The organism is Candidatus Photobacterium acropomis, assembly GCF_030685555.1.
Lineage (GTDB): Bacteria > Pseudomonadota > Gammaproteobacteria > Enterobacterales > Vibrionaceae > Photobacterium > Photobacterium lucens.
Map to the genome: position 1 here is coordinate 2,396,946 of NZ_CP131609.1, position 26,045 is coordinate 2,422,990.

The 26,045-nt window shown below is 39.9% G+C and carries 22 protein-coding genes; 11 read left to right on the forward strand and 11 right to left on the reverse strand.

All coding sequences use genetic code 11. The annotated features are described in order from the left end of the window. Nucleotides 1–73 precede the first annotated feature (73 nt). From gnd to zwf, 3 genes are read right to left on the reverse strand one after another with little or no spacing between them, the layout of a single operon-like run. Nucleotides 74–1,522, reverse strand: coding sequence for a decarboxylating NADP(+)-dependent phosphogluconate dehydrogenase (gene gnd, locus Q7657_RS17950; protein WP_107165255.1), 1,449 nt, complete (start codon nucleotides 1,520–1,522; stop codon nucleotides 74–76). A gap of 1 nt (nucleotide 1,523) precedes the next feature. Beyond that, on the reverse strand, nucleotides 1,524–2,249 hold the full coding sequence (pgl, locus tag Q7657_RS17955; RefSeq protein WP_107165256.1) for a 6-phosphogluconolactonase: 726 nt from the start codon (nucleotides 2,247–2,249) through the stop codon (nucleotides 1,524–1,526). Nucleotides 2,250–2,251: 2 nt separating this feature from the next. Beyond that, nucleotides 2,252–3,751 (reverse strand): glucose-6-phosphate dehydrogenase, encoded by a 1,500-nt coding sequence (zwf, locus tag Q7657_RS17960; protein WP_107165257.1) that lies wholly within the window; start codon nucleotides 3,749–3,751, stop codon nucleotides 2,252–2,254. A gap of 605 nt (nucleotides 3,752–4,356) precedes the next feature. Between zwf and Q7657_RS17965 the strand changes: the two genes are divergently transcribed. Both Q7657_RS17965 and Q7657_RS17970 read left to right on the forward strand, forming a co-directional pair. Continuing rightward, nucleotides 4,357–4,692: a PBPRA1643 family SWIM/SEC-C metal-binding motif protein gene (locus tag Q7657_RS17965; RefSeq protein ID WP_053986778.1), complete on the forward strand. Its 336-nt coding sequence runs from the start codon at nucleotides 4,357–4,359 to the stop codon at nucleotides 4,690–4,692. Between the two features lie 71 nt (nucleotides 4,693–4,763). Beyond that, nucleotides 4,764–5,231 carry an RNA methyltransferase gene (locus Q7657_RS17970; protein WP_008987356.1) on the forward strand — a complete coding sequence of 156 codons (468 nt, stop codon included), beginning with the start codon at nucleotides 4,764–4,766 and terminating at the stop codon, nucleotides 5,229–5,231. Nucleotides 5,232–5,311: 80 nt separating this feature from the next. On the opposite strand, the gene Q7657_RS17975 is transcribed toward Q7657_RS17970, so the two are convergent. Beyond that, a complete protein-coding gene (locus Q7657_RS17975) occupies nucleotides 5,312–7,384 on the reverse strand; it encodes a diguanylate cyclase domain-containing protein (RefSeq protein ID WP_258178222.1) in 2,073 nt (690 codons plus the stop codon). After that, on the reverse strand, nucleotides 7,381–8,556 hold the full coding sequence (locus Q7657_RS17980; RefSeq protein WP_053986779.1) for a sugar ABC transporter substrate-binding protein: 1,176 nt from the start codon (nucleotides 8,554–8,556) through the stop codon (nucleotides 7,381–7,383). The genes Q7657_RS17975 and Q7657_RS17980 overlap by 4 nt, the downstream gene beginning before the upstream one ends. Before the next feature lie 387 nt (nucleotides 8,557–8,943). On the opposite strand from Q7657_RS17980, the gene Q7657_RS17985 reads away from it, so the two are divergent. Next, nucleotides 8,944–9,510, forward strand: a complete 567-nt coding sequence (locus Q7657_RS17985; protein ID WP_053986780.1) for a C40 family peptidase — start codon at nucleotides 8,944–8,946, stop codon at nucleotides 9,508–9,510. A gap of 272 nt (nucleotides 9,511–9,782) precedes the next feature. Here the strand turns inward: Q7657_RS17985 and Q7657_RS17990 are convergent, their stop codons facing one another. From Q7657_RS17990 to Q7657_RS18000, 3 genes are all read right to left on the reverse strand, one after another. Next, nucleotides 9,783–10,958 carry an amino acid permease gene (locus Q7657_RS17990; protein ID WP_107165258.1) on the reverse strand — a complete coding sequence of 392 codons (1,176 nt, stop codon included), beginning with the start codon at nucleotides 10,956–10,958 and terminating at the stop codon, nucleotides 9,783–9,785. A gap of 412 nt (nucleotides 10,959–11,370) precedes the next feature. Beyond that, complete coding sequence (locus Q7657_RS17995) at nucleotides 11,371–11,613, reverse strand: hypothetical protein (protein ID WP_008987362.1); 243 nt, start codon at nucleotides 11,611–11,613, stop codon at nucleotides 11,371–11,373. Nucleotides 11,614–11,802: 189 nt separating this feature from the next. Beyond that, nucleotides 11,803–12,186: a DUF805 domain-containing protein gene (locus tag Q7657_RS18000; RefSeq protein ID WP_107165259.1), complete on the reverse strand. Its 384-nt coding sequence runs from the start codon at nucleotides 12,184–12,186 to the stop codon at nucleotides 11,803–11,805. 258 nt (nucleotides 12,187–12,444) lie between these two features. Here Q7657_RS18000 and Q7657_RS18005 point away from each other — a divergent pair, with 258 nt between their 5' ends. Then, a complete protein-coding gene (locus tag Q7657_RS18005) occupies nucleotides 12,445–14,985 on the forward strand; it encodes an Ig-like domain-containing protein (RefSeq protein ID WP_107165260.1) in 2,541 nt (846 codons plus the stop codon). A gap of 73 nt (nucleotides 14,986–15,058) precedes the next feature. Here Q7657_RS18005 and Q7657_RS18010 read toward each other — a convergent pair whose 3' ends face one another. The 3 genes from Q7657_RS18010 to Q7657_RS18020 all read right to left on the reverse strand — a co-directional run bounded on the left by Q7657_RS18010 (nucleotide 15,059) and on the right by Q7657_RS18020 (nucleotide 17,926). Further along, nucleotides 15,059–15,334: a hypothetical protein gene (locus tag Q7657_RS18010; protein ID WP_107165261.1), complete on the reverse strand. Its 276-nt coding sequence runs from the start codon at nucleotides 15,332–15,334 to the stop codon at nucleotides 15,059–15,061. A 93-nt stretch (nucleotides 15,335–15,427) separates the two neighbouring features. Beyond that, the gene (locus Q7657_RS18015) at nucleotides 15,428–16,690 is read right to left on the reverse strand and encodes a NupC/NupG family nucleoside CNT transporter (RefSeq protein WP_107165262.1); all 1,263 of its coding nucleotides are present in this window, start codon (nucleotides 16,688–16,690) and stop codon (nucleotides 15,428–15,430) included. 321 nt (nucleotides 16,691–17,011) lie between these two features. Then, the gene (locus Q7657_RS18020) at nucleotides 17,012–17,926 is read right to left on the reverse strand and encodes a LysR family transcriptional regulator (protein ID WP_107165263.1); all 915 of its coding nucleotides are present in this window, start codon (nucleotides 17,924–17,926) and stop codon (nucleotides 17,012–17,014) included. Nucleotides 17,927–18,381: 455 nt separating this feature from the next. On the opposite strand from Q7657_RS18020, the gene Q7657_RS18025 reads away from it, so the two are divergent. The 7 genes from Q7657_RS18025 (at nucleotide 18,382) to metR (ending at nucleotide 26,033) form a co-directional block, all read left to right on the forward strand. Beyond that, nucleotides 18,382–19,203 (forward strand): phosphate ABC transporter substrate-binding protein, encoded by an 822-nt coding sequence (locus Q7657_RS18025; RefSeq protein ID WP_053986788.1) that lies wholly within the window; start codon nucleotides 18,382–18,384, stop codon nucleotides 19,201–19,203. A gap of 88 nt (nucleotides 19,204–19,291) precedes the next feature. Continuing rightward, nucleotides 19,292–20,203, forward strand: coding sequence for a phosphate ABC transporter permease subunit PstC (pstC, locus tag Q7657_RS18030; RefSeq protein WP_053986789.1), 912 nt, complete (start codon nucleotides 19,292–19,294; stop codon nucleotides 20,201–20,203). 6 nt (nucleotides 20,204–20,209) lie between these two features. Beyond that, nucleotides 20,210–21,097 carry a phosphate ABC transporter permease PstA gene (pstA, locus tag Q7657_RS18035; RefSeq protein WP_053986790.1) on the forward strand — a complete coding sequence of 296 codons (888 nt, stop codon included), beginning with the start codon at nucleotides 20,210–20,212 and terminating at the stop codon, nucleotides 21,095–21,097. Between the two features lie 16 nt (nucleotides 21,098–21,113). After that, nucleotides 21,114–21,863 carry a phosphate ABC transporter ATP-binding protein PstB gene (pstB, locus tag Q7657_RS18040; RefSeq protein ID WP_053986791.1) on the forward strand — a complete coding sequence of 250 codons (750 nt, stop codon included), beginning with the start codon at nucleotides 21,114–21,116 and terminating at the stop codon, nucleotides 21,861–21,863. A 537-nt stretch (nucleotides 21,864–22,400) separates the two neighbouring features. Next, entirely contained in the window at nucleotides 22,401–24,059 is a 1,659-nt protein-coding gene (locus Q7657_RS18045; protein ID WP_107165264.1) for a mechanosensitive ion channel family protein, read from the forward strand. Between the two features lie 332 nt (nucleotides 24,060–24,391). Beyond that, nucleotides 24,392–24,844, forward strand: a complete 453-nt coding sequence (locus Q7657_RS18050; RefSeq protein ID WP_053986793.1) for an META domain-containing protein — start codon at nucleotides 24,392–24,394, stop codon at nucleotides 24,842–24,844. A gap of 277 nt (nucleotides 24,845–25,121) precedes the next feature. Further along, nucleotides 25,122–26,033, forward strand: a complete 912-nt coding sequence (metR, locus tag Q7657_RS18055) for an HTH-type transcriptional regulator MetR (RefSeq protein WP_107165265.1) — start codon at nucleotides 25,122–25,124, stop codon at nucleotides 26,031–26,033. Nucleotides 26,034–26,045 lie beyond the last annotated feature (12 nt).

The following is a 26,045-nucleotide window of genomic DNA, read 5'->3' on the forward strand; positions in this document are numbered from 1 at the left end:
TGTTACTTTGAAAACACATGTAATAAAAAAGCCACCGCGAACGGTGGCTTAGTATGTTTACTGCGTTTAGATATTAAACGTCGTAAGTAGTAGAAGCAGTGTTACCGCCTGTACCAGTCCAGTTTGTGTGGAAGAACTGACCGCGAGGCTGATCGATACGCTCGTAAGTGTGAGCACCGAAGTAGTCACGCTGCGCTTGGATCATGTTTGCAGGTAGTTGTGCTGTTGTGTAGCTATCTAGGAACGTTAGACCAGATGTCATTGTTGGCATTGGTAGACCGATTTCTAGAGACTTCGCAGCAACCTTACGCCATGCAGCCATGCTGCTTTGTAGGATATCTTTGAAGTATGGGTCAGAACCTAGGAATTTAATGTCTGGGTTCGCTTCGTACGCATCACGGATATTGCCTAGGAATGCACTACGGATGATACAACCACCACGCCACATTAGAGCTACGTTACCATAGTTTAGATCCCAGTTGAATTCTTCAGACGCTTCACGGATAAGCATGAAACCTTGTGCGTAAGAAATAATCTTAGATGCTAGTAGCGCTTGACGTAATGCATCAACCCACTCTTTCTTATCACCTTCAACTGGTGTAATTGTCTTACCGAATAGCTCTTGCGCTTCTACACGTTGATCTTTCATTGAAGATACACAACGTGCGAATACTGATTCAGTAATTAGCGTTAGTGGAATGCCTAGATCTAGTGCGTTAATACCTGTCCACTTACCAGTACCTTTTTGACCAGCAGTATCTAGGATTTTCTCAACAAGTGGTTGACCATCTTCATCTTTGTAGCCAAGGATTTCAGATGTGATCTCAACTAGGTAGCTGTCTAGCTCAGTTTTATTCCACTCTTGGAAGATAGATTGCATCTCATCATGAGATAAACCAAGACCAGACTTCATGAAGTGGTATGCTTCGCTGATAAGCTGCATATCACCGTATTCGATACCATTGTGTACCATCTTAACGAAGTGACCTGCACCGTCTTTACCAACCCAATCACAACATGCTTCACCAGCATCTGTTTTAGCTGAGATCGCTTGGAAGATTGGTTTGATTGCAGGCCATGCCGCTTCAGAACCACCAGGCATGATTGAAGGTCCGAAACGTGCACCTTCTTCACCACCAGAAACACCAGAACCTACATATAGGATGCCTTTCTTCTCAAGTTCAGCAACACGACGGTTAGTGTCTGGGTAGTTAGAGTTACCACCATCAATAATGATATCGCCTTTATCTAGAAGTGGAACTAGTTGATCAATAAATGCATCAACAACGTCACCAGCACGTACCATTAGCATCACTTTACGTGGTGCTTCTAGCTTAGCGACTAGATCTTCTAGAGAAGTCGCGCCAATGATGTTTGTGCCTTTTGCTGGGCCTTCAAGGAATTCTTCCACTTTTGCTACAGTACGGTTGTAAGCAACAACTTTAAAGCCGTGGTCATTCATGTTTAGGATCAGGTTTTGGCCCATTACTGCCAAGCCAATTACACCGATATCGCCTTTCATATTATTCTCCTTGCGCCAGCAGTTTTGCCGCTGCTGAATCTAAAAACCATTCTGTTTTGCCATTGACGGCTTTAATCTTCGCTGCAGGATAAGCTAATATTTCTGCAGGATTATTATTAATTTCTTGTAGTACTTCAGCCTTGCTTTCACCTAACACTAGGTAGGTAATGCGATCTGCATTTTCAAGTAAGCGTGCTGTTTTTGAGATGCGCTTTTGACCGCTCTCTGGATGTGTTGCAATCACAGATAACGCAGGATCATCGAAGTTGGTTTGATTAGGGAACAATGACGCAGTATGGCCGTCAGTACCCATGCCCAATAAGATCCAATCAAATGCTGGCATACCATTTTTATGTGGGATAACCGCTTCCATCTCTTGGGTAAAGCGCGCGGATTCTACAGCAGGATCTTCTTCGCCACGAATACGGTGGATGTTTTCTGCTGGGATCGCCACATTTTGGAACAATAACTCGTTCGCTTCACCGAAATTACTTTCAGGATCAGTTGGCTCTACACAACGCTCATCGCCCCACCAAAAATGTAAGTTGTTCCAATTAACGTCTGTCGCATAGGGTGCTTGCGCTAATGTTTTGAACAGCAGTTTTGGTGTACTACCACCTGATAACGAGATATGTACAGGCTTTGGTTGCTTGCTCATCGTCATCATGGTGTCAGCCAATGAAACGACAACGTCCTGCGGTGTTTCAAATACGCGATAATTAATCATGCTTATAGCTCACAATAATCAGTGTTTGCTAAGTTCTTACAAGGGAAACGCCATTCACGATTGCTTGATGCTAATAAATCGTCAGCTTCTTTTGGTCCCCACGTTCCTGCGGCATAACCAAATAAGTGCTCTGGGTTTTCTTTGTATTCAAGAATTGGTTGAACAAATTTCCAACATGCGCGAACAGCATCAGTACGAGCAAACAACGTCGCATCTTGCTTCATACAATCAAGCAGTAGACGCTCGTAAGCGGTTAACATGTTAGTTTCTTCAAGTTTGTCGTAGTGGAAATCCATTGACACTTCTTGAGATTCAAAACCTGCACCTGGTTTTTTAAGGCCGAAGCTCATTAAAATACCTTCATCAGGCTGAATACGGATGATCAATTTGTTCTCTGGTGCTTTAGCGCCAAATACAGGGTGAGGTGTTTTCTTAAAGTGAATAACCACTTCAGTCACACGGGTAGGTAGTCGTTTACCAGTACGTACGTAGAACGGCACACCATTCCAACGCCAGTTTTCGATAAACATCTTCATACCGACGTAAGTTTCTGTACGTGAATCTTCTGCTACACCCGGCTCTTGACGGTAACCTAAGTAGTGCTTACCACGTACTTCAGATTCTGTGTACTGACCAAGCACTAGGTTATTCTTCAGATCATCGTCCGATAATGGCTTAAAGCTTTGCATTACTTTAACCACTTCATCACGGATAGAATCAGCATTAATTGCTGCAGGTGATTCCATACCCACCATTGCTAAAACTTGTAGCAAGTGGTTTTGGAACATATCACGTACCGCACCTGCGCCATCGTAGTAACCACCACGATCTTCTACGCCTAATGCTTCTGCTGCTGTGATTTCAACGTAATCAATGAAGTTACGGTTCCATAGCGGCTCAAACATACCGTTAGCAAAACGGAAAACCAGTAGGTTTTGTACTGTTTCTTTACCTAGGTAGTGGTCGATACGGTAGATTTGATGTTCTTTGAAACAAGCGTGAATTTGCTTATCTAGAGAAATTGCAGATTCCAAGTCGTAGCCAAATGGTTTTTCAACAATCAGGTTTTTCCAACCTTCTGTTTCATCATTTAAACCATGTGCCGCTAGACATTCAGGGATCACACCGTAAAGGCTCGGTGGTGTTGCTAGATAGAAAACCGCATTACCATGAGTGTTATGGGTTTCTTTAAAGGTATCTAAACGCTCTTTAAGTACACCGTATTCATTTTGATCTGATGTATTTAACGCTTGATAGTATAAGTGCTGACAGAAGTTAACCAATGTTGCTTCATCGACTTTTTCATTTTCTGTCAAAGATTGCTTTAACTTATCACGAAATTCTTGATCGCTATAAGATGTACGGCTTACCCCTAAAATTGCAAAATCTTCAGGTAATAACCCATTAGCATAAAGGTGATAAAACGCAGGTATTAATTTTCGGTGAGTCAAATCGCCTGACGCACCAAAAATTACAATTGAGTTATTTTCTGGTTTAACCATATCATTTTCCCATTAATTTCAGATCTTCAGACCTGCGGCAGCAATCAATTGCTTGGTATAACGGGGGCTTATTATGCCGTATTTTTTTCATCGATTACGCAAAAATATGAAAAAAATAAAAAGTTTTCGTTATACCTTATTATTTTTGTTAAAAAACGGAACGATTATCAACTTCATTCAATAACTATAAGACACTGAATGAATGGCGTTTAAATCCTTCACGCTGAAATTTATTGAGTTGTATGTTAACAACATTTGTTATCAGTGCCAGTCGAAATTACCTATCATGGTGATAGGCTACGCCTTTTATTATCACTGTTTCCTCATGTTATTTTTAAGCTAATCACTATTTAAAACGCTCGGCAATCTAAAATGAAGTCCGACCATTGCAAACGTTTAAACCCTCACCAAATCACACAGTTTATGTATGGTTATGTGCTATTCATTGTGGTTTTGTGCGCGCTAATACCCTGCGCTAACTATTGATAAGCGCCCTAATGGCGGTTATTATGCCCGCAATTTCAACCACCTTAGCGGTGGTTTTTTATTCATAACAATTAATCAAACACTTTAGTTTGATTACTTCATGGTAAGTAGGTTCACCCATGTCTAAATTCTTCTATAAAGGTCGTATCGAAAAGAAGCCGAAATACGAAAGCTTTGGCTACAACACGAAACGCGCAACTAAACTGGGCACGGAAACCAACCCTCTCACATTGATTGTGAATAGCGAAGAACGTAAACAAGAATTACTGCAGCAAATTGAAGAACATAACCTTTTTGCGAATATCACTGTAGATGCAAACGTGGCTGAAAATACTGCCGAGTTCGATGGTATCTTCAATAAGCCAAAAACAACGGTATTTGAAAAAACACCAAACCGTAATGATCCATGCTCATGTGGCAGCGGTCAGAAATACAAAAAGTGTTGTGGTAAATAACATTCTATAAAGCAGGTATTCGTACCTGCTTTGTTTTTTAAGCTTCATGTAAAAATTAAGTAGATAGTAGTATGAGTAAAAATAGCCAAGGTTATTCTTGTATTGGTCTTTTTAACCCTAAAACGCCAGAAAATGTCGGCTCCGTAATGCGTGCTGCTGGCTGCTACGGTGTCAACTCTGTTTTCTATACTGGCACGCGCTATGATCACGCTGCGCAGTTTTGTACAGATACTAAAAAAGCCGCTTTAGACATTCCGCTAATTGGTGTTGAAGATCTGCGTGATATCATTCCTGTTGGCTGTGTTCCTGTTGCCGTTGATCTGATTGATGATGCCAAGCCATTACCTGAATATAAGCACCCTAAACGTGCGTTTTATATTTTTGGCCCTGAAGACGGTACGTTAAAGAAAGACATCACTGATTTCTGCCGTGAAACCATCTATGTGCCAACTAAAGGCTGTATGAACCTTGCAGCAGCCGTTAACGTGATTTTGTATGATCGACTAGCGAAAGGCGATAATTTCTCAAACCATAAGTAATATTGTTATAGACGCCTATAAAAAAACCTCGATACCAATATCGAGGTTTTTTATTATTCATCCATCGGAATAAATGGCTATTAACGAGGAGTTAACCCTGTCGATTCATAGAATGCTTTTTTATCTAAATACATCGCTTTATCAGCAACTTGATAAATATTCTGTGCTTCATGCGATTCCGTACTTGCACACCCCATCGCAAAATGAATTTTCACTTTATCGCCAGAAGGCAAGCTTGCGTAATGTTCTTGTTCTAGCAATGATCTGAGTCGTTGCTTTAAGAACTCACAGCCTGTGTTATCGCCAAGTTTAACAATAATCGCATATTCATCCCCGCCTAAACGGTAAACCTTGTCCGTTTGACGACATACACTTTGAATTAAATTCCCGGTTTCAATCAGTAATTGATCACCCATATGGTGTCCATACTCATCGTTCGCTTGCTTCAGCCCATTCACATCTATCATAAATAAGCCAAAATACTGCTCTGGGTAACGTTGCGATACTTTCAGCCATTCTTCTAAATCGACATCAAACGCTTTACGGTTACTCAAACCTGTTAGTGGATCCGTAATCGCAATTCGCTCCAACTCTTCGTTTAGCAATCGACCTTCTAGTTCCGCTGAAAGTTGATACACGAACAGTGAAATCACTTCAAAGTCATCGCGCTCAATATTCGGGTATTTCATTACAATGACGCCTAATGTCTCATTATGGGTATCCATAATTTTGAAACATTGGAAAGTCTGATCATTTATCTTGGCACGAAAATACTCACTACAATGCGCATCAACATCAATGTCCACTAAAGCATCAGGATCAATGCCTTCACACACCCAATCTCGCTGATGATTTATATTCAATCTCATTGCCCATCCGGCATAAGGGTATAGACTAACAAGTTGCGTCATCACCGTTGAATGTACATCGCCATGTTGCAGTTTATTACTAAATGACAATAACGATTGCAGCATGGTACGGCGCTTTTCTTCACGCTGTAATGTCTGAGTTAACTGAAGTGTTTTCTCATGCACCTTCTTTTCTAATTGCTCATTAAAGCTCATCAATTTGGTATTTTTATCTTCTAAATCGTCAAATTGTGCTTTAATCGTGCTCGTCATTTTCTGAATTAAGTCATTAACCATAATTAACTCAGCAAAGCGTAAATCCTTGTCTGGAATACTATAACTGCCACTCAAGCAAGCGCGCACACTATCCATTAAATACGTTAATGGCTTAGCAAACCAACGGTAAGAGATAGTGGCAGTTAACAAAGCTAACATAACGATTATCACCGTTACGATAGAGAGTATTTTTAAGGAATTAGTAAAAGGATTCTCACCCAAATACTTATTCATAAACACTTCAGCCTCGTAAGACATGGGTTCTGAAACATATTTATTATCAATTGTCACAACTTCGGTTTTAGAAACCGTCGGAACTGATGGCTCTAATTTACCTTTAAAAACGGTGATGTTATCCATGCCGTTATGTTTAAATACGACATGCTCACCATCTTTTAAATAAGGGCGAAGGACTTTAATGATATTTTCAACAGGTACAATTACAATCAGATAACCTAATGGCTTACGCTTAAGCCCTTCCGTCAGTGTCGATTGATAAATAGGTACCCCTATCACAACCCCTTTACGACTAGGATTGAATTTTTCAGGCATCAACATTTCATCAACGTAGTTAAACACCCATTGATCACCGGATGTTTTGCTGGTACTGACGTGAACACTTAATAACTGCTGTAACCCTTCAAATGATTTTATCCCATTGATACCATTGTAATTTTCAACTTCATTCCAATGATTATCAACAAGATACGCCGCTTGAATCAATGGCGTATTATCAACAAGGTTTTTTAAGGTTGCATCAACATGACTAGTAAGAAAGAAGTCATCTATCCCCTGCACAAGCAACCTATCACGAGAAAGCACATCGAGTGCCGTGGAAAGTAAATAAAAGCGGTAATTGAATTCTTGCTTTAGGGTTGTAGATAAACGATCAATTAAGTCTAAACGGTAGTTAGTTTCAACTTCTGTTTGCTGCTTAATAAGTAAACCACCAATAATGGAGGCAGGCAAAACTGCCACAAAAACCATTAACAATGCGAGTGATGATTTGAGTTTTAATTTTAATTTCATTCGTTCTTTAACCGACGCATTTGCTGTATAGCAATATGCTGCATATATTTTGCAGATTCTTCGGCAGATAGCCCATCTTCATAACGTTTAAAACCAATGGCGATAGCCTGCCATGCAATCGACATTTTAATACTAGAGGGCATAGGTTTAGAAAGCTCAAATTGCTCAAAAAGTACTTTGTCACTCCCTTTTGCTTGCTTTTTATACTCATTCAGTAATTGTTCTGAAACTGGTAGTAAATGTGTTTTTTCATATACCAATTTCTGAATAGTTGGACGTTGAACAAATTTAACAAACTGTTCAATCAGTTTTCTTTTTTGTTTTGAGCGTACTGAATAGTTTGGCAATGAGATGACAAAGGTACTCTTCATCGAACGCATTTGCTTACCATCTATCGTCGGTAATAATGCGACACCTAGGTTATCACCCATGTTATTTTTGAGGTCTTGATACGCCCAATCACCATTAATGGCATACGCTTCTTTGCCTTGGATAAAATCCGCTTGCGAACAAGTATATTCACATTGCTCATTAACCATTTTTTGCTCTGAAACATAACGATAATATTTTAAAGCAGCCACCATTTCCGGCGTATTCAGCGTTATTTTATTATTCGTAATAGGCCAACCGTTAAACGCCGATAAAAACGGAATAAAGTAATACATATCTTGATAATTCCAGCCAATTGGCAAGATATTATTATCAATGTATTGCTGCTTTTTCGCTAACAGCGCTTCCCACGACTTAACAGGTTCAGGTACTAGCTTTTTGTTATAATATAACAGCAAATTATTACCTTGGATCACTGGCACTCCCCAATACTTTCCATCAGTAAAAGCGGTCACTTTTGCTGATGGTGAAATATCAGATAAAAACCAATCATCAGGGATACGAGATAATTTCATTAAACGATGCAAGCCAACAAAATCAGATGGAAAAATCACCAATTCTGGTAAACCACCATATTGAGCACCCAATAAAATTTCGGCTTTTATCTTCTCAGGATCAAATTGAACCAACGAAATATTGATATCATTTTCTTTTTTAAACTCATTAACTAATAGATTAATAAAACTATTGTCTTGATGAGAATACCAAAGTGTTAAATTCTCCTCAGCATCAGCTGAAACAGAAAATAAAGCATATAAAAACAATACGATACTTCTAAACATAACTAATTCAATTTCCTAACGATTCGCGTTAAGGATAAGACAAAGTTGAACTGAATACAGCAATCAAAAATGATAGGGACGACATCATATAGCATTCTCATGAAGAATAAAACACTGCATTATTATAGATATTCATCACATAAATGATGTTGTGTTTGATCATTGCTATAACGTAAACAATTTAACTGCTAAACCATCAACATGATAAATAATATTCAATTATATAATTTGAATAACCATTAAATTTGTAACTTTTATAAGTGAGAAATCAATAAGCTATATGTAATGAGGATGTAATGCCCTAAAAACAGTTACACAAAAAAAAGCAAAGCGTTATCATTAACATCTTAATCGCTCTGTTACTTATTGAAGCACCTAATTATCATTATGACATTACCAAAATCCACATTAGCGCTTTTCGGCTGCTCTCTTTTCTTTCTCGTTGCTTGTGAATCCACGGTAAATGCATCACCGCAAACAGAACAATCAATTAAAAAACCCGTTGTTACGACAACAACGCATCAAAAAACAGTAAAACACATCGCTAAAGCTCAACGACAAAAAGAGCAAGAGATGGTTAAGTTTGCTCGAAAATACATCGGCACAAAATATGTGTGGGGTGGCAATACCCCAAAAGGCTTTGATTGCTCCGGCTTTATAAAATACGTATATAACAAGTACGATATCAGTATTCCACGTACTACTGCTGCTTATCCTTCTCTTTTCTCGAAGAAAGTCTCATTAAAAAATGCGCAAGTGGGTGATTTAATTGTTTTTACAGGTACTAACCCTAATGTACGTAGACCTGGACACGCAGGCATTATCACTGAAGTAGGTAAAAACACTTTAAAGTTTGTCCATAGTTCATCATCAAAGAAACACTTTGGTGTGACAGAAACAGATTACTATAAGAGTGGTTATCCAAAGCGTTATTTAACCGTGGTTCGTATGTAATTTTCTCAATCAAAAAAGGAGCTTAGTGCTCCTTTTTTAGTGTCATTTATTCTTTACACTTCTGAAATTGCTAAAATTCCTATCATCTAGCTCTATAACCAGAAACTTTGTATCATCTGGCTCAACTAAGGTAATTGCTAACGATAGCTGTATCGTACTCCAATAGTCATTACCATTTGGTTATACAGGTTCGGTCACCTTGTATATACCAAGAATAAGGGGCTGTTAGATCGGTCAATCTAACAGCCCCACACTTTCCACTATCGTTAGGTTTAAATTACCTGAGCGCCAATCAAGAACAAGCCAAAGCCAAGGCAGATAGCCATCGCAACTTGTCCACCAGCAACTTCATAATGTAACTCATTCGCTGATACAGCCTGATGTGTTTTATCGTCTTTACGCAAGTGTCTTACCATCAACATCGGTATAAAAATAGCGATGAACACTAAGATTAATCCTGCATAACTTAACACTGGTAAGAACTTATCAGCGGCAAACAATGCCCCTAGCAATGGCAAAATAAATGTAATCACATAAGTTACAGCACGATTTTGCTTAAATAGATCAACGTTTTGATCAAACAGGGATAGCGCAACACCAAAGAACGATGTCAATAACGCTAGACCCGTAAACAGTGACAAAATCACATGAATACCATCAAAGCGTGCAGCTAAGACATTGATCAACTCAGACACATTATTAAATTGTGATAACTGCTCAGAAGATAAGCTCCCCACTACGGCATACAACCAAAGTAGGTAACATAACAGCGGGATAAAGGAACCAATCAGGATCATATTTCTAAGCTGTTGATGCGTCGCTTTATGGTTGTATGACACAAGCGATGGGATCACAGGGAAGAAGCCAAAACTGGTAAATAGCACCGCACTGGTTTTGATCAAATCAATATTGCTATCGTTACTTGAGTTAAAGAAATGTGCTAATGACATATTAGGCACAAGAGCAAATAAGGTAATAACCAACATCGCTAGCATCGATAAGAACAATACACGATTGAGTTTATCAATAACGCCAGTCCCTGCTGCTACAATCGCACCAGCAATTACAGTAAATATGATTTGGCTTTGTGCTAAAGACAGATCTAAGCCCACATTTAGCATGAGTTTATGAACTAAATCCCCTGCTCCAATGATGTAAGCCATTAATAAGCAGATCAAAAGAGCGTAAAGCAAACCATTGGTAATTAGCTGACCGCCTTTACCTAATGTCTGCTTAGCAATGGTATTCATCCCTAATCCGCCACCAACTTTGATGCTGGCTTCTAACAATAACAAAGCAGCGTAAGTTGTTCCGCTCCAAATAACTAACATCAAAATCGTGCCAGAAAGCAATCCAAACTGAGCTAATACCATTGGAATAGCTAACATGCCGGCACCAAGCGCCGTGCCCGCAATAATTAGCGAGCTACCTAATAATTTTAAATTCACACAAAACCCTTACTTCATACTTGCAGCACTAAGCCTCAGCGGTGAGCTGCTATTTCTCGAATATATAAAAACAATATTGGCGGCTTTTATAAGCCGTAACTAAATCGAGATGAAAATAAGGACTGAACTGGTAGGACAGACGACAGTAAATGTCGTTGTATTGATTTTTTTGAAAGGTCACACAACATTAATCGTACTCCAAAAACGATATTATTTATGATGAGTGGTCATGATGTATTGTTTCGGTCAAAACGCACATCGCTCATCTGTTGTCATACTAAAACACATTACAGTGGAATGAAATGGGATATTGTATCCTCAGACCAGCAAAATGCTTATAAAAGTCTTCAGTAGTTATAACTAAAGGCTTATCGAATACTTCAAAGAGGCAGTTCCTCAGAATAATGAGTGGCTACCCCATTTGTTTTTCAGAGGCAAGACTTACTAATGTTAAGCTGTTAAATGAACCTGGCTTTACCGCAATTAAACTACCATCACCAAACTGGATACCATCAAAAAATTGAGAGCCCCACTTCACACGTTTAAAGTGAGCATAACGCGCTTTGGCATACACAGTTTCTAATGCGTTCAATGCACCATCACGCTTTACTTGTTCAAGAATAGCTTGGCTCAATAATTTATCAGCAATAGACATAGTTGCCTCCTACAAAACAATTGCGTTTTTCCATATCCGCTCATTTCTTTGTACCAAACATAGCAATTTATGCAAGGGCACTATCCTCAGTTTATGCGTTTTTCCACTTATTAGTTTAAAATTCACCCATAAAAAAAGCTCAGCATGTGAATCTGAGCTTTTGAACTTAATAAAGATATTAATAGGTATTTACACCGTGAATGAACCGTTTTCTTGTTTTGGATTTGGCCCAAATCGGTTATCACCAGGCTTGCTGTCTTGTACCATAAAATAGATCAGCACTAAGATACCCACAATCGGAACAAACATGATCAATGCCCACCAACCTGTACGATCTTGGTCATGCAAACGACGGACAATCACGGCAAGATTAGGGATCACAATAAAGAGTGAATACAATGCTGCTAATAGCCCGTAGCCATCACCAAATGTAGGCAAGCCTAAAACACTATCTGCAACACCAAGTGCCAAACTGACTAACGCACTAATTAAAGTAAAAAACCAAAACTCTTTACGACGAGAACGTCCATTAAACTGCGCGTACTTTTTTAATACTGCAATGTACCAATCCATCTTTCTTCCCTTTATGCCAAAATATAGAACCGAATAAATATGTTTAAAATGTATGCCTTTTCAAGATAGTAGCCAAGTCTTTTATCAGTAACTTCAGATGTGAGGCTGCTCGAAATTAAAAATAATAATAACTGTCTATTTTATCGACACTGTGAGTAAGGTTATAAAGCCTATAAATTATGCATATAGTTTTACGCTTATTAACCTTTCCTATCTCATTATTAGTGCTACTAACACTAACTGCAATAGGGATAGACAATGCAAAAGACACTTCTTACCTGTGCATTAACCGTCGCTTTTAGCGCATCACAGGCATACGCAGCAGATTGTACCAATATCGATGAGTGGCAAGCTGATATCGCATATAACGGTGGCAGCCAGGTGCAACAACAAGGCAGCCTTTATAAAGCGAATTGGTGGTCACAAGGTAACGCGCCAAGTAGTCATTCAGGAGATTGGCAAGAATGGACGTTAGTTGATAGTTGTGATGCAGGTGGAAACCAAATGCCAACGGTTGCGCTTACCTCACCAGTTGATAATGCACAACTCAGTGAAAGCAGTGACATCACTATTGCAGCCAATGCAAACGATAAAGACGGTACAATCAAACAAGTTGAGTTTTTCTTAAACCAACAATCCATCGCAGTTATTGATAAGGCACCGTACCAGATCAATTGGACTACCATACTCGGTAACCACACAATCTCAGCAGTTGCGACTGATAACGAAAACGCAACCCAAACCGATATCGTCACTGTAAGTGTTATCTCTGCTAATGAGAACATAGCACCAACGGTTGCTATCAGCTCACCAACGGCAGATGCGAATGTAACTGAAGGCGATAGTGTTACGATAACTGCCAACGCGCAAGATAAAGATGGCTCTATTAGTAAAGTAGAATTTTTCGTTGATGATCAGCTTATTGCAACGAGTACATCATCGCCGTTCACAACTCAATGGACAGCCACTGCTGGCAGCCACCAGATCATTGCCAAAGCGACAGATAATGAAGGCAGTGCAACAACCTCAACAACAGTCAGCATTAATGTTAGTGAAGTCATCGTTGGCGGCGGTTGTGGCGATATTCCAACCTTTAAGTCAGGCTCTCAATATGCGGCGGGTGATTTAGTTGAAAATAACAACCATAAATATCGCTGTGATATTGCTGGTTGGTGCTCTTCCTCTTCAGATTGGGCCTATGCGCCGGGTGAAGGTCAACATTGGAGTGATGCATGGACTGATCTCGGTATTTGTGCCATTGCACCTGAAGTGACATTAACATCATTAAGTGGTCAACAAACTGTACTAGCAGGCACAACATTAACCATTGATGCTGAAGCCACTGATGCTGATGGTACTGTGACACAAGTGAGCTTCTACGCTAACGATCAGCTGATTGAAACAGATACCAGCGCACCGTACAGCGCACAATGGTTAGCATCAAGATTAGGTAATACCACCATCAAAGCTGTTGCAACCGATAATGAAGCCAATACAGGCGAAGCAAGCGCAACTGTGACCGTCAGTGATCAAGCCATAGTGACTAGCCTCACCTCACCTGCCAGTGGATCGGTAGTTACCTTAGGCAAAGCATTAACCCTTTCAGCAACTGCAACTGCACTCACAGGTGATGTACGTCAGGTTGATTTCATTATTAACGGCAATATTGTTGCTACTGATACAACAGCTCCTTACAGCGCATCTTGGACTGCCCAATCAGCAGGCAGTTACACCGTGACAGCCCTAGCAACAACTGGTAATGGTGAAACGGCATTATCTACAGCTGCTAGTATTAAAGTACAAGAGCCTATTGATACCAAACACAACCTAATTGGTTACTGGCATAACTTCGTTAATGGCTCTGGCTGTCCTATCCGTCTTGGTGATATTTCACCTGACTGGGATATTATCGACATTGCCTTTGCTGATAACGATAGAAACAGTAACGGTACCGTGCACTTCAATTTATACAATGGCGATATGCACAGCAGTTGTGCTCCGTTAGATCCCCAACAGTTTAAAGATGACGTACGTAAGCTTCGTGCCCAAGGTAAAATCATCGTACTATCACTCGGAGGTGCTGAAGGTACCATCACGCTAAATACCGATTCAGACCAAGCTAACTTTGTTTCAAGTCTAACTGACATTATCAACGAATGGGGTTTTGACGGTTTAGATATCGATTTAGAAAGTGGCTCTAATCTACTTCATGGCACTCAGATCCAAGCTCGTTTACCTGTCGCATTAAAACAAATTGAGAAAAATATTGGTGGTGATATGTATCTCACCATGGCACCAGAGCACCCTTATGTACAAGGTGGCATGATTGCTTACTCCGGTATCTGGGGCGCTTACATTCCAATGATTGATCAATTACGTGACATGCTGAACTTGCTTCACGTCCAGCTATACAATAATGGCGGTCTAGCCAATCCATACATGTCAGGTGCTGCACCTGAAGGCTCGGTTGATATGATGGTAGCATCAGTCAAAATGCTGATTGAAGGTTTTGAGTTAGCAGATGGTAGCCAATTTGCCCCACTTCGTGATGATCAAGTCGCTATTGGTTTACCTTCAGGCCCAAGCTCAGCTAACTCAGGTCAAGCGCCTACCCAAAACATTATTGATGCCCTTGATTGTGTCACGAAAGGCAGCCGTTGTGGTTCAGTTGTACCAACAAAACTCTATCCTAACTTTGGTGGTGTAATGACATGGTCAATTAACTGGGATATGCATGATGGTTTTAACTTCTCAGGCCCTATTGGGAAAAAACTGCAAGAAATGAATAGCCAGCGATAACGAAAGCAGTAAAAACAACAACGCCAAGGCAAATAGCTGCCTTGGCGTTTTTTATTCTTCTTATGACTTACAATTAGTAACGCTTAATTCGCACCACTTTCATGGTCTCGACTTCAAAGCCTGCAACCGTCACCGTTTCAGGGTAGTAGGTCATATTCACTTTCGCACCTTTTAGGCTTTGGTATTTTTTCTTTCGCTTAAACTTAAAAGGCACATCATAGCCTTCAATCATCAAGGTATGCAGGATCCAATCACCATCTTCACGTTGAGTATGAGAATACACTTTTAAACCATCGCTATGGATCAATTCAGCATGTTTAGTTACTAATTTATCAACATCCGATTTCATCGCATTTAGATCCTTTTAATCAATGAATAGCCCATACGAAAACAGAGAGCCTAAGCTCTCTGTTTAATCTTAACCGCTTACTGAGCGATGTTACTACGAAAGTGGAATAAATAAACCCGCTAACGTTGCACTCATTAAGTTTGCAAGGGTTGCTGCAAAGATCGCTTTCATACCCAAACGTGCAATCTCAGGACGACGTTGAGGAACGATACCGCCTAAACCACCCATTAACATTGCAATAGACGTTAGGTTAGCGAAACCACACAGTGCGAAAGTCACGATTGCTTGAGAGTGCTCACTAAGCTTTGCAATTGTTTCAGGCTTCATTAGCTCTGCAAATGCAATAAATTCGTTAACCGCAATCTTAGTGCCGATCAAGCTTGCTGCTGTGTTCGCTTCAGACCATGGTACACCGATTAACCAAGCAACAGGTGCAAATACGTAACCAAAGATCATATCTAAGCTTAGGTGATGTAGACCATTCCAATCAAAGCCTAACCATTGACCAACAGAAGCTAACCAATTACCAACATGACCTAAACCACCGTTTACTAATGCAATTAAGCTGATCACTGCAAGTAAGCTAGCACCAACCGCCATTGCAATTTGTAAGCCGCTAAGTGCACCACGAGATGCCGCATCAACCATGTTTACTGGTTCATCTTCTTCGCCATCGTCTTCTTCTTCCATGGTGTGCACACCTTCAGTTTGAGGAACAAGCAATTTTGCCATCATCAAACCTGCAGGCGCAGACATAAAGCTTGCAGCAATAAGGTATTTTAGCTGAACACCTAAACCTGCATAGCCCACCATCGTACCGCCAGCAACAGATGCAAGACCGCCAACCATGACAGCAAACAGTTCAGAACGTGTCATACGAGACAAGAATGGACGAACAACCAATGGTGCTTCTACTGAGCCAACAAAAATATTGGCTGTTGCCGACATCGATTCTGTACGTGTTGTGCCTAAAAAGTACTGTAGCACGCCACCAATACCACGGATCACCCACTTCATTACGCCAAGGTAGTAAAGCACAGAGATCAACGCAGAGAAAAATACGATAGAAGGAAGTACGTTAACCGCAAAAATAAAACCAAGTTTAAATTGTGCTAATTGACCAAATAGGAACTCTGTACCTTCATGACCATATTCAATGATGCCGGATACCGCACCAGAAACACTGTTTAAAACTACACGACCGATAGGCACGTATAAAATAAAGCCTGCAAAGATCACTTGCACGCAAAATGCACCTAATACAGTGCGCCAATTTACCGCGCGACGATTTTCAGAAAATAAAAAACCAACGGCAAAGATTACGATAATGCCTAAGATGCCGACCAAATAATGCATGGTCATTCCTCAATGTGTAGTAGTAAACGATTGCGGGGGGATTTTAGGGAGAAATAAAAGTGTGACAAGGATCAAATTGTTATTGCAATTAACGATTCAATAACAAGAACACTCTGATTCGCTGTTTTTTTCAGCTAAGCAAACGAAATTCGTTAGATTGGTTCCTATAAGGAATACTATTGTTTCCAGAGTTTACAATTGGAAACGTTTGCGACAGCGTTTGGCTAACCGTTTGCGTCATACTGTCGCTTTTTACATCATATAATTGGCGAAAATAAAAGCCCTTTACTGACGCTAAGTGACTTCAATAACGTTTGTTCATTATATATGGCAAGAAATATTCCCCAGCTCGATATGCTCACGAATAAATTCAATAAATAAATTTACCTTTGTCGGCAAGTATTTATGGCGAGGATAAACCGCATATAACGGCATATGCTGTGTTAATTGCCACTCCGGCATCAAACGAATAAGTTTGCCTTGGCGAATTTCATCTTTTAATAGATAAGTCGCTAAGTACCCTACTCCATTACCTGCAATAGTGGCATCACGGATAGCATCGGCAGAATCAACACGATAATTACCGGTCACTTTTACTTGCAACTCCTCTTCTTTTTGGCTGAAGTTCCAAATATTGTCTTTACGCTCACGACTGAAATAGGTAATACAGTTATGTTGTTTCAAATCATCCGGATGATAAGGCACACCATGTTTGGCAAGGTAGTCAGGGCTTGCAACTAAGACAAAGTCACAATTAGTAAGATGGCGAGCAACAAAACCTTCCGGTGGTGAATCCATAAAGCCAATCCACAAATCAAGTTGCTCAGCTATAAGATCAACACGATGATCAAACAGGCTTAATTCGAGATTGACCAATGGGTGACGCTCGTGAAATTCATTAATGTAAGGCGCAACATGGTTAGACGCAAAAGATTGAGCGATCCCCACCCTTAACGAACCTTGCTGGCTATCACCCAGCGCTAACAACTCACTTTCTGCTTCATTAATTTCATCGACAACCTTTTCACAATGCTTAGCAAAGATACGACCTGACTCAGTTAGAGCAAATGAGCGAGTGGTTCGCTGTACCAATTGAACCCCTAGTCGCTCTTCTAGTTGCTGTACTAATTTACTGACTTGGGTACGGGAGATCTCAAGTAACTGTGCTGCTTTGGTAAAACTCTGCTGTTTTGTCAAAGCATTGAACACAACCATTTGCTGCGCTTTTTTTAACATTGATAACCTTTATGACTTCAAATAGTTGTAATGACTTTTAAACGTAAAAGCATACTAAACAACATACTTTCCTATTCTACTATAGATAGAAAGAGCGACAACCAATTGAAACCTTGGAAGGAAATCACACTAAAATTCAGATTGAAATATGACTGTCATAAACTTATATGGTCATAAATATGTACCACTTCAGCACAATTAAAATACTTTCCAATATTTCATAAGACACCAAAAAATCAGATCTAGCCTCGCAAAAACATATACTTAAAAGAAATAACTTAATAAATATCAAATAATACGATCGAATTTAAATCAGTTTTAATTCCCATTAAGTATTTATGACAACATTCATAGAGTGTTCAAAGTTCTGAAACATAAGTGTCACATAACTTTCCTAATCTTTGTCACGTTCATTCAAACCTATAGTAATCAGCAAACACGAAAGGACTAGGAAAATGAAAACAAAGATTATCGGCGCAATCGCATTAGCAGGAACAATGGTCGCTAGCACTGCAGCAATTGCAGGCGAAACTATCTCTGTTGTAGGTTCAAGCTCTGTATCACCACTAATGGAAGTATTTGGTGAAACTTACGCAAAATCACATGATGTAACAGTAGAAGTTCAAGGCCCAGGCTCATCTGCAGGTATCCGTACTGCACACGATGGCTCAGCCGATCTAGGTATGTCTTCACGTGCTCTTAAAGCATCAGAAGAGTCACCAGAAGTAAAAGAAGTGGTTATCGCTCGTGACGGTATCGCCGTTGTTGTTAACAACAGCAACCCTGTTTCAGACTTAACTAAAGAACAAGTTGCTAAAATCTACAAAGGTGAAGTGACAAACTGGAAACAAGTTGGCGGTGAAGATAAGCCAATCGTTGTTGCTACACGTGATACAGCATCAGGTACTCGTGGTGCATTTGAAGACATCATGAGCCTTAAGAAAAAAATCAATGGTGTGAAAGTTTCTGCAATTTCACAAAAAGCACAAGTAGCAAGTGGTAATGGTCAGCTAAAAACAACTGTTGCTAACAATCCATTTGCAATCGGCTACATCTCTCTAGGTTCTGTAGATAACACAGTTAAACCTCTAGCAATCGACGGCCACAAGCCATCAGTTGCAGCTATCAAATCTGGTGACTACACCGTTCAACGTCCATTCCTTGTTGTTTACAAAGAAGGTCGTCCATCAGCTGAAGCACTTAAATTCCTATCTTGGATGAAGACTGCTGACGCACAAAAAATTGTTGAAAGCAAAGGCTTCATCTCTACGCACTAATAAGTATTTTTACGCTCAGCTCATTGAGCTGAGCGTTTTTTATTTTTCTCAGTAACTGGTCACCTTTGTACTGGTTCTGGAGTAAGTAATGACCATCGCGAATATTGAAAAAACAGCAAAGAAGCAAACTTCGCTTAAATCAAAAAAACGCATTGATTGGCGAGAAGTTTTCTTTAAAAACCTCTTCATGTTAAGTGCTGCTATTGGCATATTATCCCTTATCACTATCGGCTATTTTATTTTCCGTGAAGGCTATGCAGCTTTTGCTCAAGCCGGTGTAGCAGGTATCGTTTTAGGCACAGATTGGTTACCACCAGCGCTTTACGGTATCGCCCCTATGATTGTGGCTTCATTAGTATCTACAGCAGGTGCTGTGGTTATTGGTGTGCCTATCGGTGTTCTCACCGCTATATTTATCGCAGAAGTTGCACCTAAACGTTTAGCCGATCTTATTCGTCCTATGATTGAGCTACTGGCAGGTATTCCTTCTGTTGTTTACGGTTTCTTCGGTCTTGTAATTATCGTTCCACTTATCCAAGACTGGTTCAATGTACCTGCTGGTAATACGATTTTAGCCGGTATTATTGTTCTGGCTGTGATGATCCTACCTACGGTAATCACAGTATCAGAAACCTCAATTCGTGCTGTACCACGCGCATACAAAGAAGGCTCATTAGCGCTAGGTGCATCATCGATGTTTACTATTTTTAAATTACTCGTTCCAGCCGCTCGCTCAGGCATCATGACAGGCGTGATCTTAGGTGTAGCACGTGCATTAGGTGAAACAATGGCAATCATTATGGTAATGGGTAACTCCCCTGCCATGCCTGAAGGTTTACTTGAATCAGCGCGTACGTTAACCGCTAACATCGCCATCGAAATGTCTTACGCAACAGGTATCCACGCAAGTGCACTTTATGCTACCGGTATTGTACTGCTGGTCTTCATCATGCTGCTAAATGGTGCGCTTCTATTCTTAAACCGTGAGCGTGCGAGGTAATAAAGAATGTCTTTAACAGCAAATAATTCTGCACTTCAAAGTGCAAACCCTAAAGCCCAAAAGCGTAAAGATCAGATTTCTTTAGCACTCATTTGGTTATCAGCGGGTATCACTGTTGGTTTCTTACTTTGGGTTATCTGGTACATCTTAAGTAATGGCCTTGCTCATGTTAACTGGTCATTCATTACGTCGAATTACACCACTATCGGTCAAGAATCAGGTATCTGGCCTATGGTTGTTTCGACCATTTATATGGTGCTGGCATCCATTTCCGTTGCTGCTCCTCTTGGCATTATGACGGCCATTTACTTAACAGAATATGCAAAAGTAGGTAGTCGTTTAGTAAAAGTTATTCGATTCTGCACAGAATCGCTGGCGGGTATTCCATCGATTATTTATGGTTTATTCGGTATGACTTTCTTCGTGGTTGTGCTTGGTTTTGGTTACTCGATCCTATCGGGTGCATTAACACTGAGTATTTTGATCCTGCCTGTGATCATCCGTACCACTGAAGAAGCGTTAATGGCTGTGCCTCAAACTTACCGTGAAGGTTCTTATGGTTTGGGTGCATCTAAAATTTACACCATTTGGAGACTGATCCTTCCTAGCGCAATGCCAGGTATTGTCACTTCAATCATCCTCAGTGTAGGTCGTGTTATTGGTGAATCGGCACCTGTATTCATGACAGCTGGTATGGTTGCACGTATCCCTGAAAGTGTTTTTGACTCAGGTCGAACACTTACCGTGCACCTTTATAAATTAACTCAAGAACTTTACACCGTTCACGAATGGAATCAGGCCTACGGCACTGCCACTGTTCTGATTGTCATTGTTCTTGTTATTAACTTAATTACCAAACTGATTGCTAGCCGTTTTAACACTGCGACTTACTAATTTTGAGGAAGAGAAAATGAATAAATTTAACATTGAAAATCTAGACCTATTTTACGGCCAAAACCAAGCTCTAAAGAAAATCAACTTACCGATCCCAAACCGCCAAGTAACGGCGCTTATCGGTCCATCTGGTTGTGGTAAATCTACCCTACTACGTTGTTTGAACCGTATGAACGACCTTATTGAAGGCGTAACAATCAAAGGCTCATTAACAATGGATGACGAAAATGTATACGGCAATATCGACGTATCACAGCTTCGCATTAAAGTTGGTATGGTTTTTCAAAAGCCAAACCCGTTCCCAATGAGCATCTACGAGAACGTTGCATACGGTCTACGCGCTCAAGGCGTAAAAGACAAAAAAGTGCTAGATGAAGTCGTGGAGCAATCGCTACGTGGTGCAGCATTGTGGGATGAAGTAAAAGATCGTTTGAAATCACACGCATTTGGCTTATCAGGTGGTCAGCAACAGCGTTTATGTATCGCCCGTACCATTGCGATGAAACCTGAAGTGATTTTAATGGATGAACCAACATCAGCACTTGACCCGATTGCAACCAAAAAAATCGAAGATTTAATGGAGTCTCTGAAGAAAGATTTCACCATTGTTATCGTTACTCACTCAATGCAGCAAGCACGTCGTATTTCAGATCGTACTGCATTTTTCTTAATGGGTGAGTTGGTAGAACATGATGAAACACAAAACCTATTTACTAACCCTAAAGATGATCGCACTCGTGGTTATGTAAATGGTGATTTTGGTTAATAATCAACATATTCAGATTATTAACACTCTTCCTCCTCGCGTTTTTAAAAATAATAATAGCGATGGTACTTTTTGCCTCTTCTTCGGAAGAGGCTTTTTTGTTTCAATCACAATCTTTCTGATTGCATGTTTACTCAGATAATCATGACATCTCAACTGAGCACAAATGAAACCCATCACCTCTATAAGAACAACGTATTTTGATACATCACGTCACGATTTTTTACATCTACAAATAACCTTGTTAAATTTTTATCCACTTCCACACATGCTTATTAGAAGATAAAAATTCAGTTACTTATATTTGGCCATGAAATCAATAAACTAGGAAATAACACCTATTGTGATAAATAACTCACAACAACCAAACATACTTAATAAGTTGATACATCATTCTGATATTTTCCTATAGCGAAAAAACTAGATCCTGCTATATAATCCGCGCTAATTTTTTCAAATTTAAGCATAGTTATGTCATAAACCAACATAACTGTGACGATACTAATCGTATTAATCCCTGCAGGAGTTAATTACCCCATGCGCTTACTGGCACTCATGTTATTGCTAGTTTCTTCTCTTAGTTTTGCCCAAGCAACTAAGACAGAAGAACCACAACAAGCAGCAACGAACCCTAAAGTTGAACAACTTCTTGAGCTAAATAATGAGATTTCTACCTTAGCAAAAGAAGCCATGACCACAACAGGTTCATCTCTTGATGTTATCCGCTTGCAAGTTCTTAATAAAAACAATGAACTTCGTGATATTTTAGCATCGCTAATTGATACAAAAGATTCAGATAAAAAGCTATTACTTGAGCAAGTTAAAAAGCAAATCTCTTTTGTTAAAGAAGCCAATAAATACCTTGATGATAAGTTAACCCGCGATCAAAAAGCCCTTGATAAAGCAAAAGATGCAGAAAAACTTATCTCATTAAAATCACTGGCAGAAACTCGTCAATATTCCACATTGATCCTTAATGAAGAGTGGCAGAACTACCAATGGTTAGAGAAGCTAGATAAACCTTCACCTAAAGCTGTGAAAGAATTAACTGAGAAAGTTAATCACCGCCTAGACTTTATGTCTGCGTCACTAAGCTTTGATAGTCAAGCGCTTGAACTGGCGAATAAACAGCTAAAATCTGCAACAGAAAGCGAAAAAAGTGCGTTGCAAATGTCACAGATTCTTGCGCAACGCCAAGTTGATAGTGACACTGATAATCTAAAGCAACTGATTGTTATTGCAGATAAAATAGGGATTGACACTGCTGAGTACAAAAAGCAGTTATTTGAACAAACAGGTAATGTTACTGACGACTTACTTAATAGTAAGGTAATTTGGTCAATTGCGTCAGGTTGGACTTCAGAACTAAAAGAATGGTTACTTGATAACCTGCCACAAATGCTCTTTAAAGTGTTTGTTTTTATTGCAATCATCTTTGCATTTAAAACATTAAAGAACATTGTTAGAAAAATGGTTAAGCGTGCCGTTTCTGCAAAGAACTTGAAAATGTCGATGTTGATGCAAGAGTTCTTCATTTCGATGTCAGGAAAAGCGGTATTTGCGATCGGTATTCTGATTGCGTTATCACAAGTGGGTCTAAACCTAGCCCCTATCCTTACCGGTTTCGGTGTTGCTGGTATTATTGTTGGTTTCGCATTACAAGACACATTATCTAACTTTGCTGCTGGTATGATGCTGCTGATCTATCGTCCATTTGATGTTGGTGATCTTGTAGAAGCAGGTGGTATTACAGGTAAAGTAAGCCATATGAGCCTAGTTAATACCACAATCAAAACGTTCAGTAATGAAATGCTAATGATCCCAAATAGTAAGATTTGGGGTGATATCATCAAGAACGTAACCCATGAAAAAGTACGTCGTGTCGACATGGTCTTCGGTATTGGCTATGGCGATGACATTGAAAAAACTGAGCGTGTATTAAATGAAATTGTCTCTGAGCACCCTGCTGTACTACGTAGCCCAGAGCCAACAATTAAACTACACACATTAAACTCATCGTCTGTTGATTTCATCGTTCGCCCTTGGGTGAAAACTGATGATTACTGGGATGTTTACTGGGATATTACGCGTGAAGTGAAGATGCGATTCGACCGCGAAAATATTTCGATTCCATTCCCACAGCAAGATGTACATCTGCACATGGTTGAAAAAGCGTTAGAAACTAAAGACGCATAATTCACTTTTGTGTAAACCGTACAAGGCAAGAGTTAACGTTAAAAACGCGACTCTTGCCTTTTTATTAGCCAACTATCTTCATATTCATTATTCAGTAAGTCTTTCACTGTTAATGTATAATTCATGCGCCCTAACACGTTATAATCCGTTTGCTTAACCAATTAGGTTACATTTACTTACGTAAAAGACTGTAAAGTAATACACAGGCAAAATAAATTCAGCTATAGTGCCTGCACACAATGAAACAGCGTACAATTTCGCTGATATAAAATTAAAATGTGTTTGTCGCGCTTTAATCTCTTTAAAACAGACTTTATTCAGGAATGATTATTATGAAAAAGCGTCTTCTGTCAGTTTTGGTACTTCCTATGATGCTAACAGCATGTGCAAGCAATGGCGTAGTTAAGGCAACTACACCTCATAAAGTTACAGCTAACGAAATCAGCAATGGCAGCTGGGAGCTAGTTCAAATCGATAACCAAGATGTAAAACTGCCAGAGCCTTTCCAAGCACCAAACCTTGAGCTTGCATCAGATCTTGCTGCCAATGGTAATGCAGGCTGTAACCGCTACTTTGGTCAAGCTGAGCTGAAAGATGGTCAACTACGCATTGAGAAAATGGGTATGACAATGATGCTATGTCCAGACGAAGCAATGAAAGTTGAACAAACTTTTGCAGACTCACTGGCCGATTGGAACAAAGTTTCGGTTTCTGATGACACGCTAACGTTAACCAATGCTAAGCACACCTTAACGTTCACTAAAAAAACAGCTGATGCACAATAATTATTTGTACATCAAACTCTAAATTCAAAAGGCAGCCTCATCGGCTGCCTTTTTCATTTCTGTTTTCCAATACCAGCTATATATATCATCACTCACACTCTGAAAACCTAGTGTTCTCAAGTATCTTTTCGTTCTCTATCTTTCTTATGTTGTACTTGTGAGAATTATAACGCATTCAAACAACTACAGACGTTTAGCCATCTAGATGTTTACATTAAACATCAAAGCCGTTAGATTGGTGAAGAAATACCCATGTTGACAAGGATTGTGAACACTTATGATTGAGATAAAACACCTCAGAACCTTAACCGTATTGCGCGATACAGGCTCACTTACTGCAACAGCCAATACACTGTGTTTAACCCAGTCTGCCCTGTCACATCAGCTAAAAGATCTCGAACAGCGTCTTGGTGGTCAACTTTTTTTGCGCAAAACTCGCCCTGTTAAATTTACCGCAGAAGGCGATATTTTATTAAACTTGGCTGATGCCATTATTCCTCAACTCACGCAAGCTGAGCATGAACTTGCCAATATTAAGCAAGATGCGAATGGTCGCTTACATATGGCCATAGAATGTCACTCATGTTTCCAATGGTTAATGCCAGCCCTTAAGGAATACCAAATTCATTGGCCGAGTGTGACCCTCGATTTTTCTTCTGGTTTTGGCTTTGATCCTATCCCTGCTCTAGCCTGTGGTGAGTTGGATTTAGTGATCACTTCAGATATTCAACCACGCAGTGAAATCCATTATGAGCCCCTGTTTGATTTTGAAATGCGGTTGATTGTGAGCGTTAACTCACCACTTGCAAATAAACCCTATATCACACCGCAAGATATCGCAGAACAAACCATGTTGAGCTACCCAGTTCAGAAAAATCGTTTAGATGTCGTAAAGCATTTTCTTCAACCAGCAGGTCTTGAACCCAAAGCATGGAAACAAGCAGATAATACTTTGATGCTGGTACAGATGGTTTCGGCAGGATTAGGTGTAGCGGCACTACCTAACTGGGCAATACATGATTTTGCACGCCAAGGATTGGTGGTGAGTAAACCGTTAGGAAAAGGATTATGGCGACGTTTATTTGCGGCCATTCGTGCTTCAGAGCAACAACGGCATTATTTACAAGCATTCTTTGCTACAGCTCGTCAGCAATGCCAGCAACACTTAGAAGGCATAAAATCTGCTTAAAATATCTCGTAG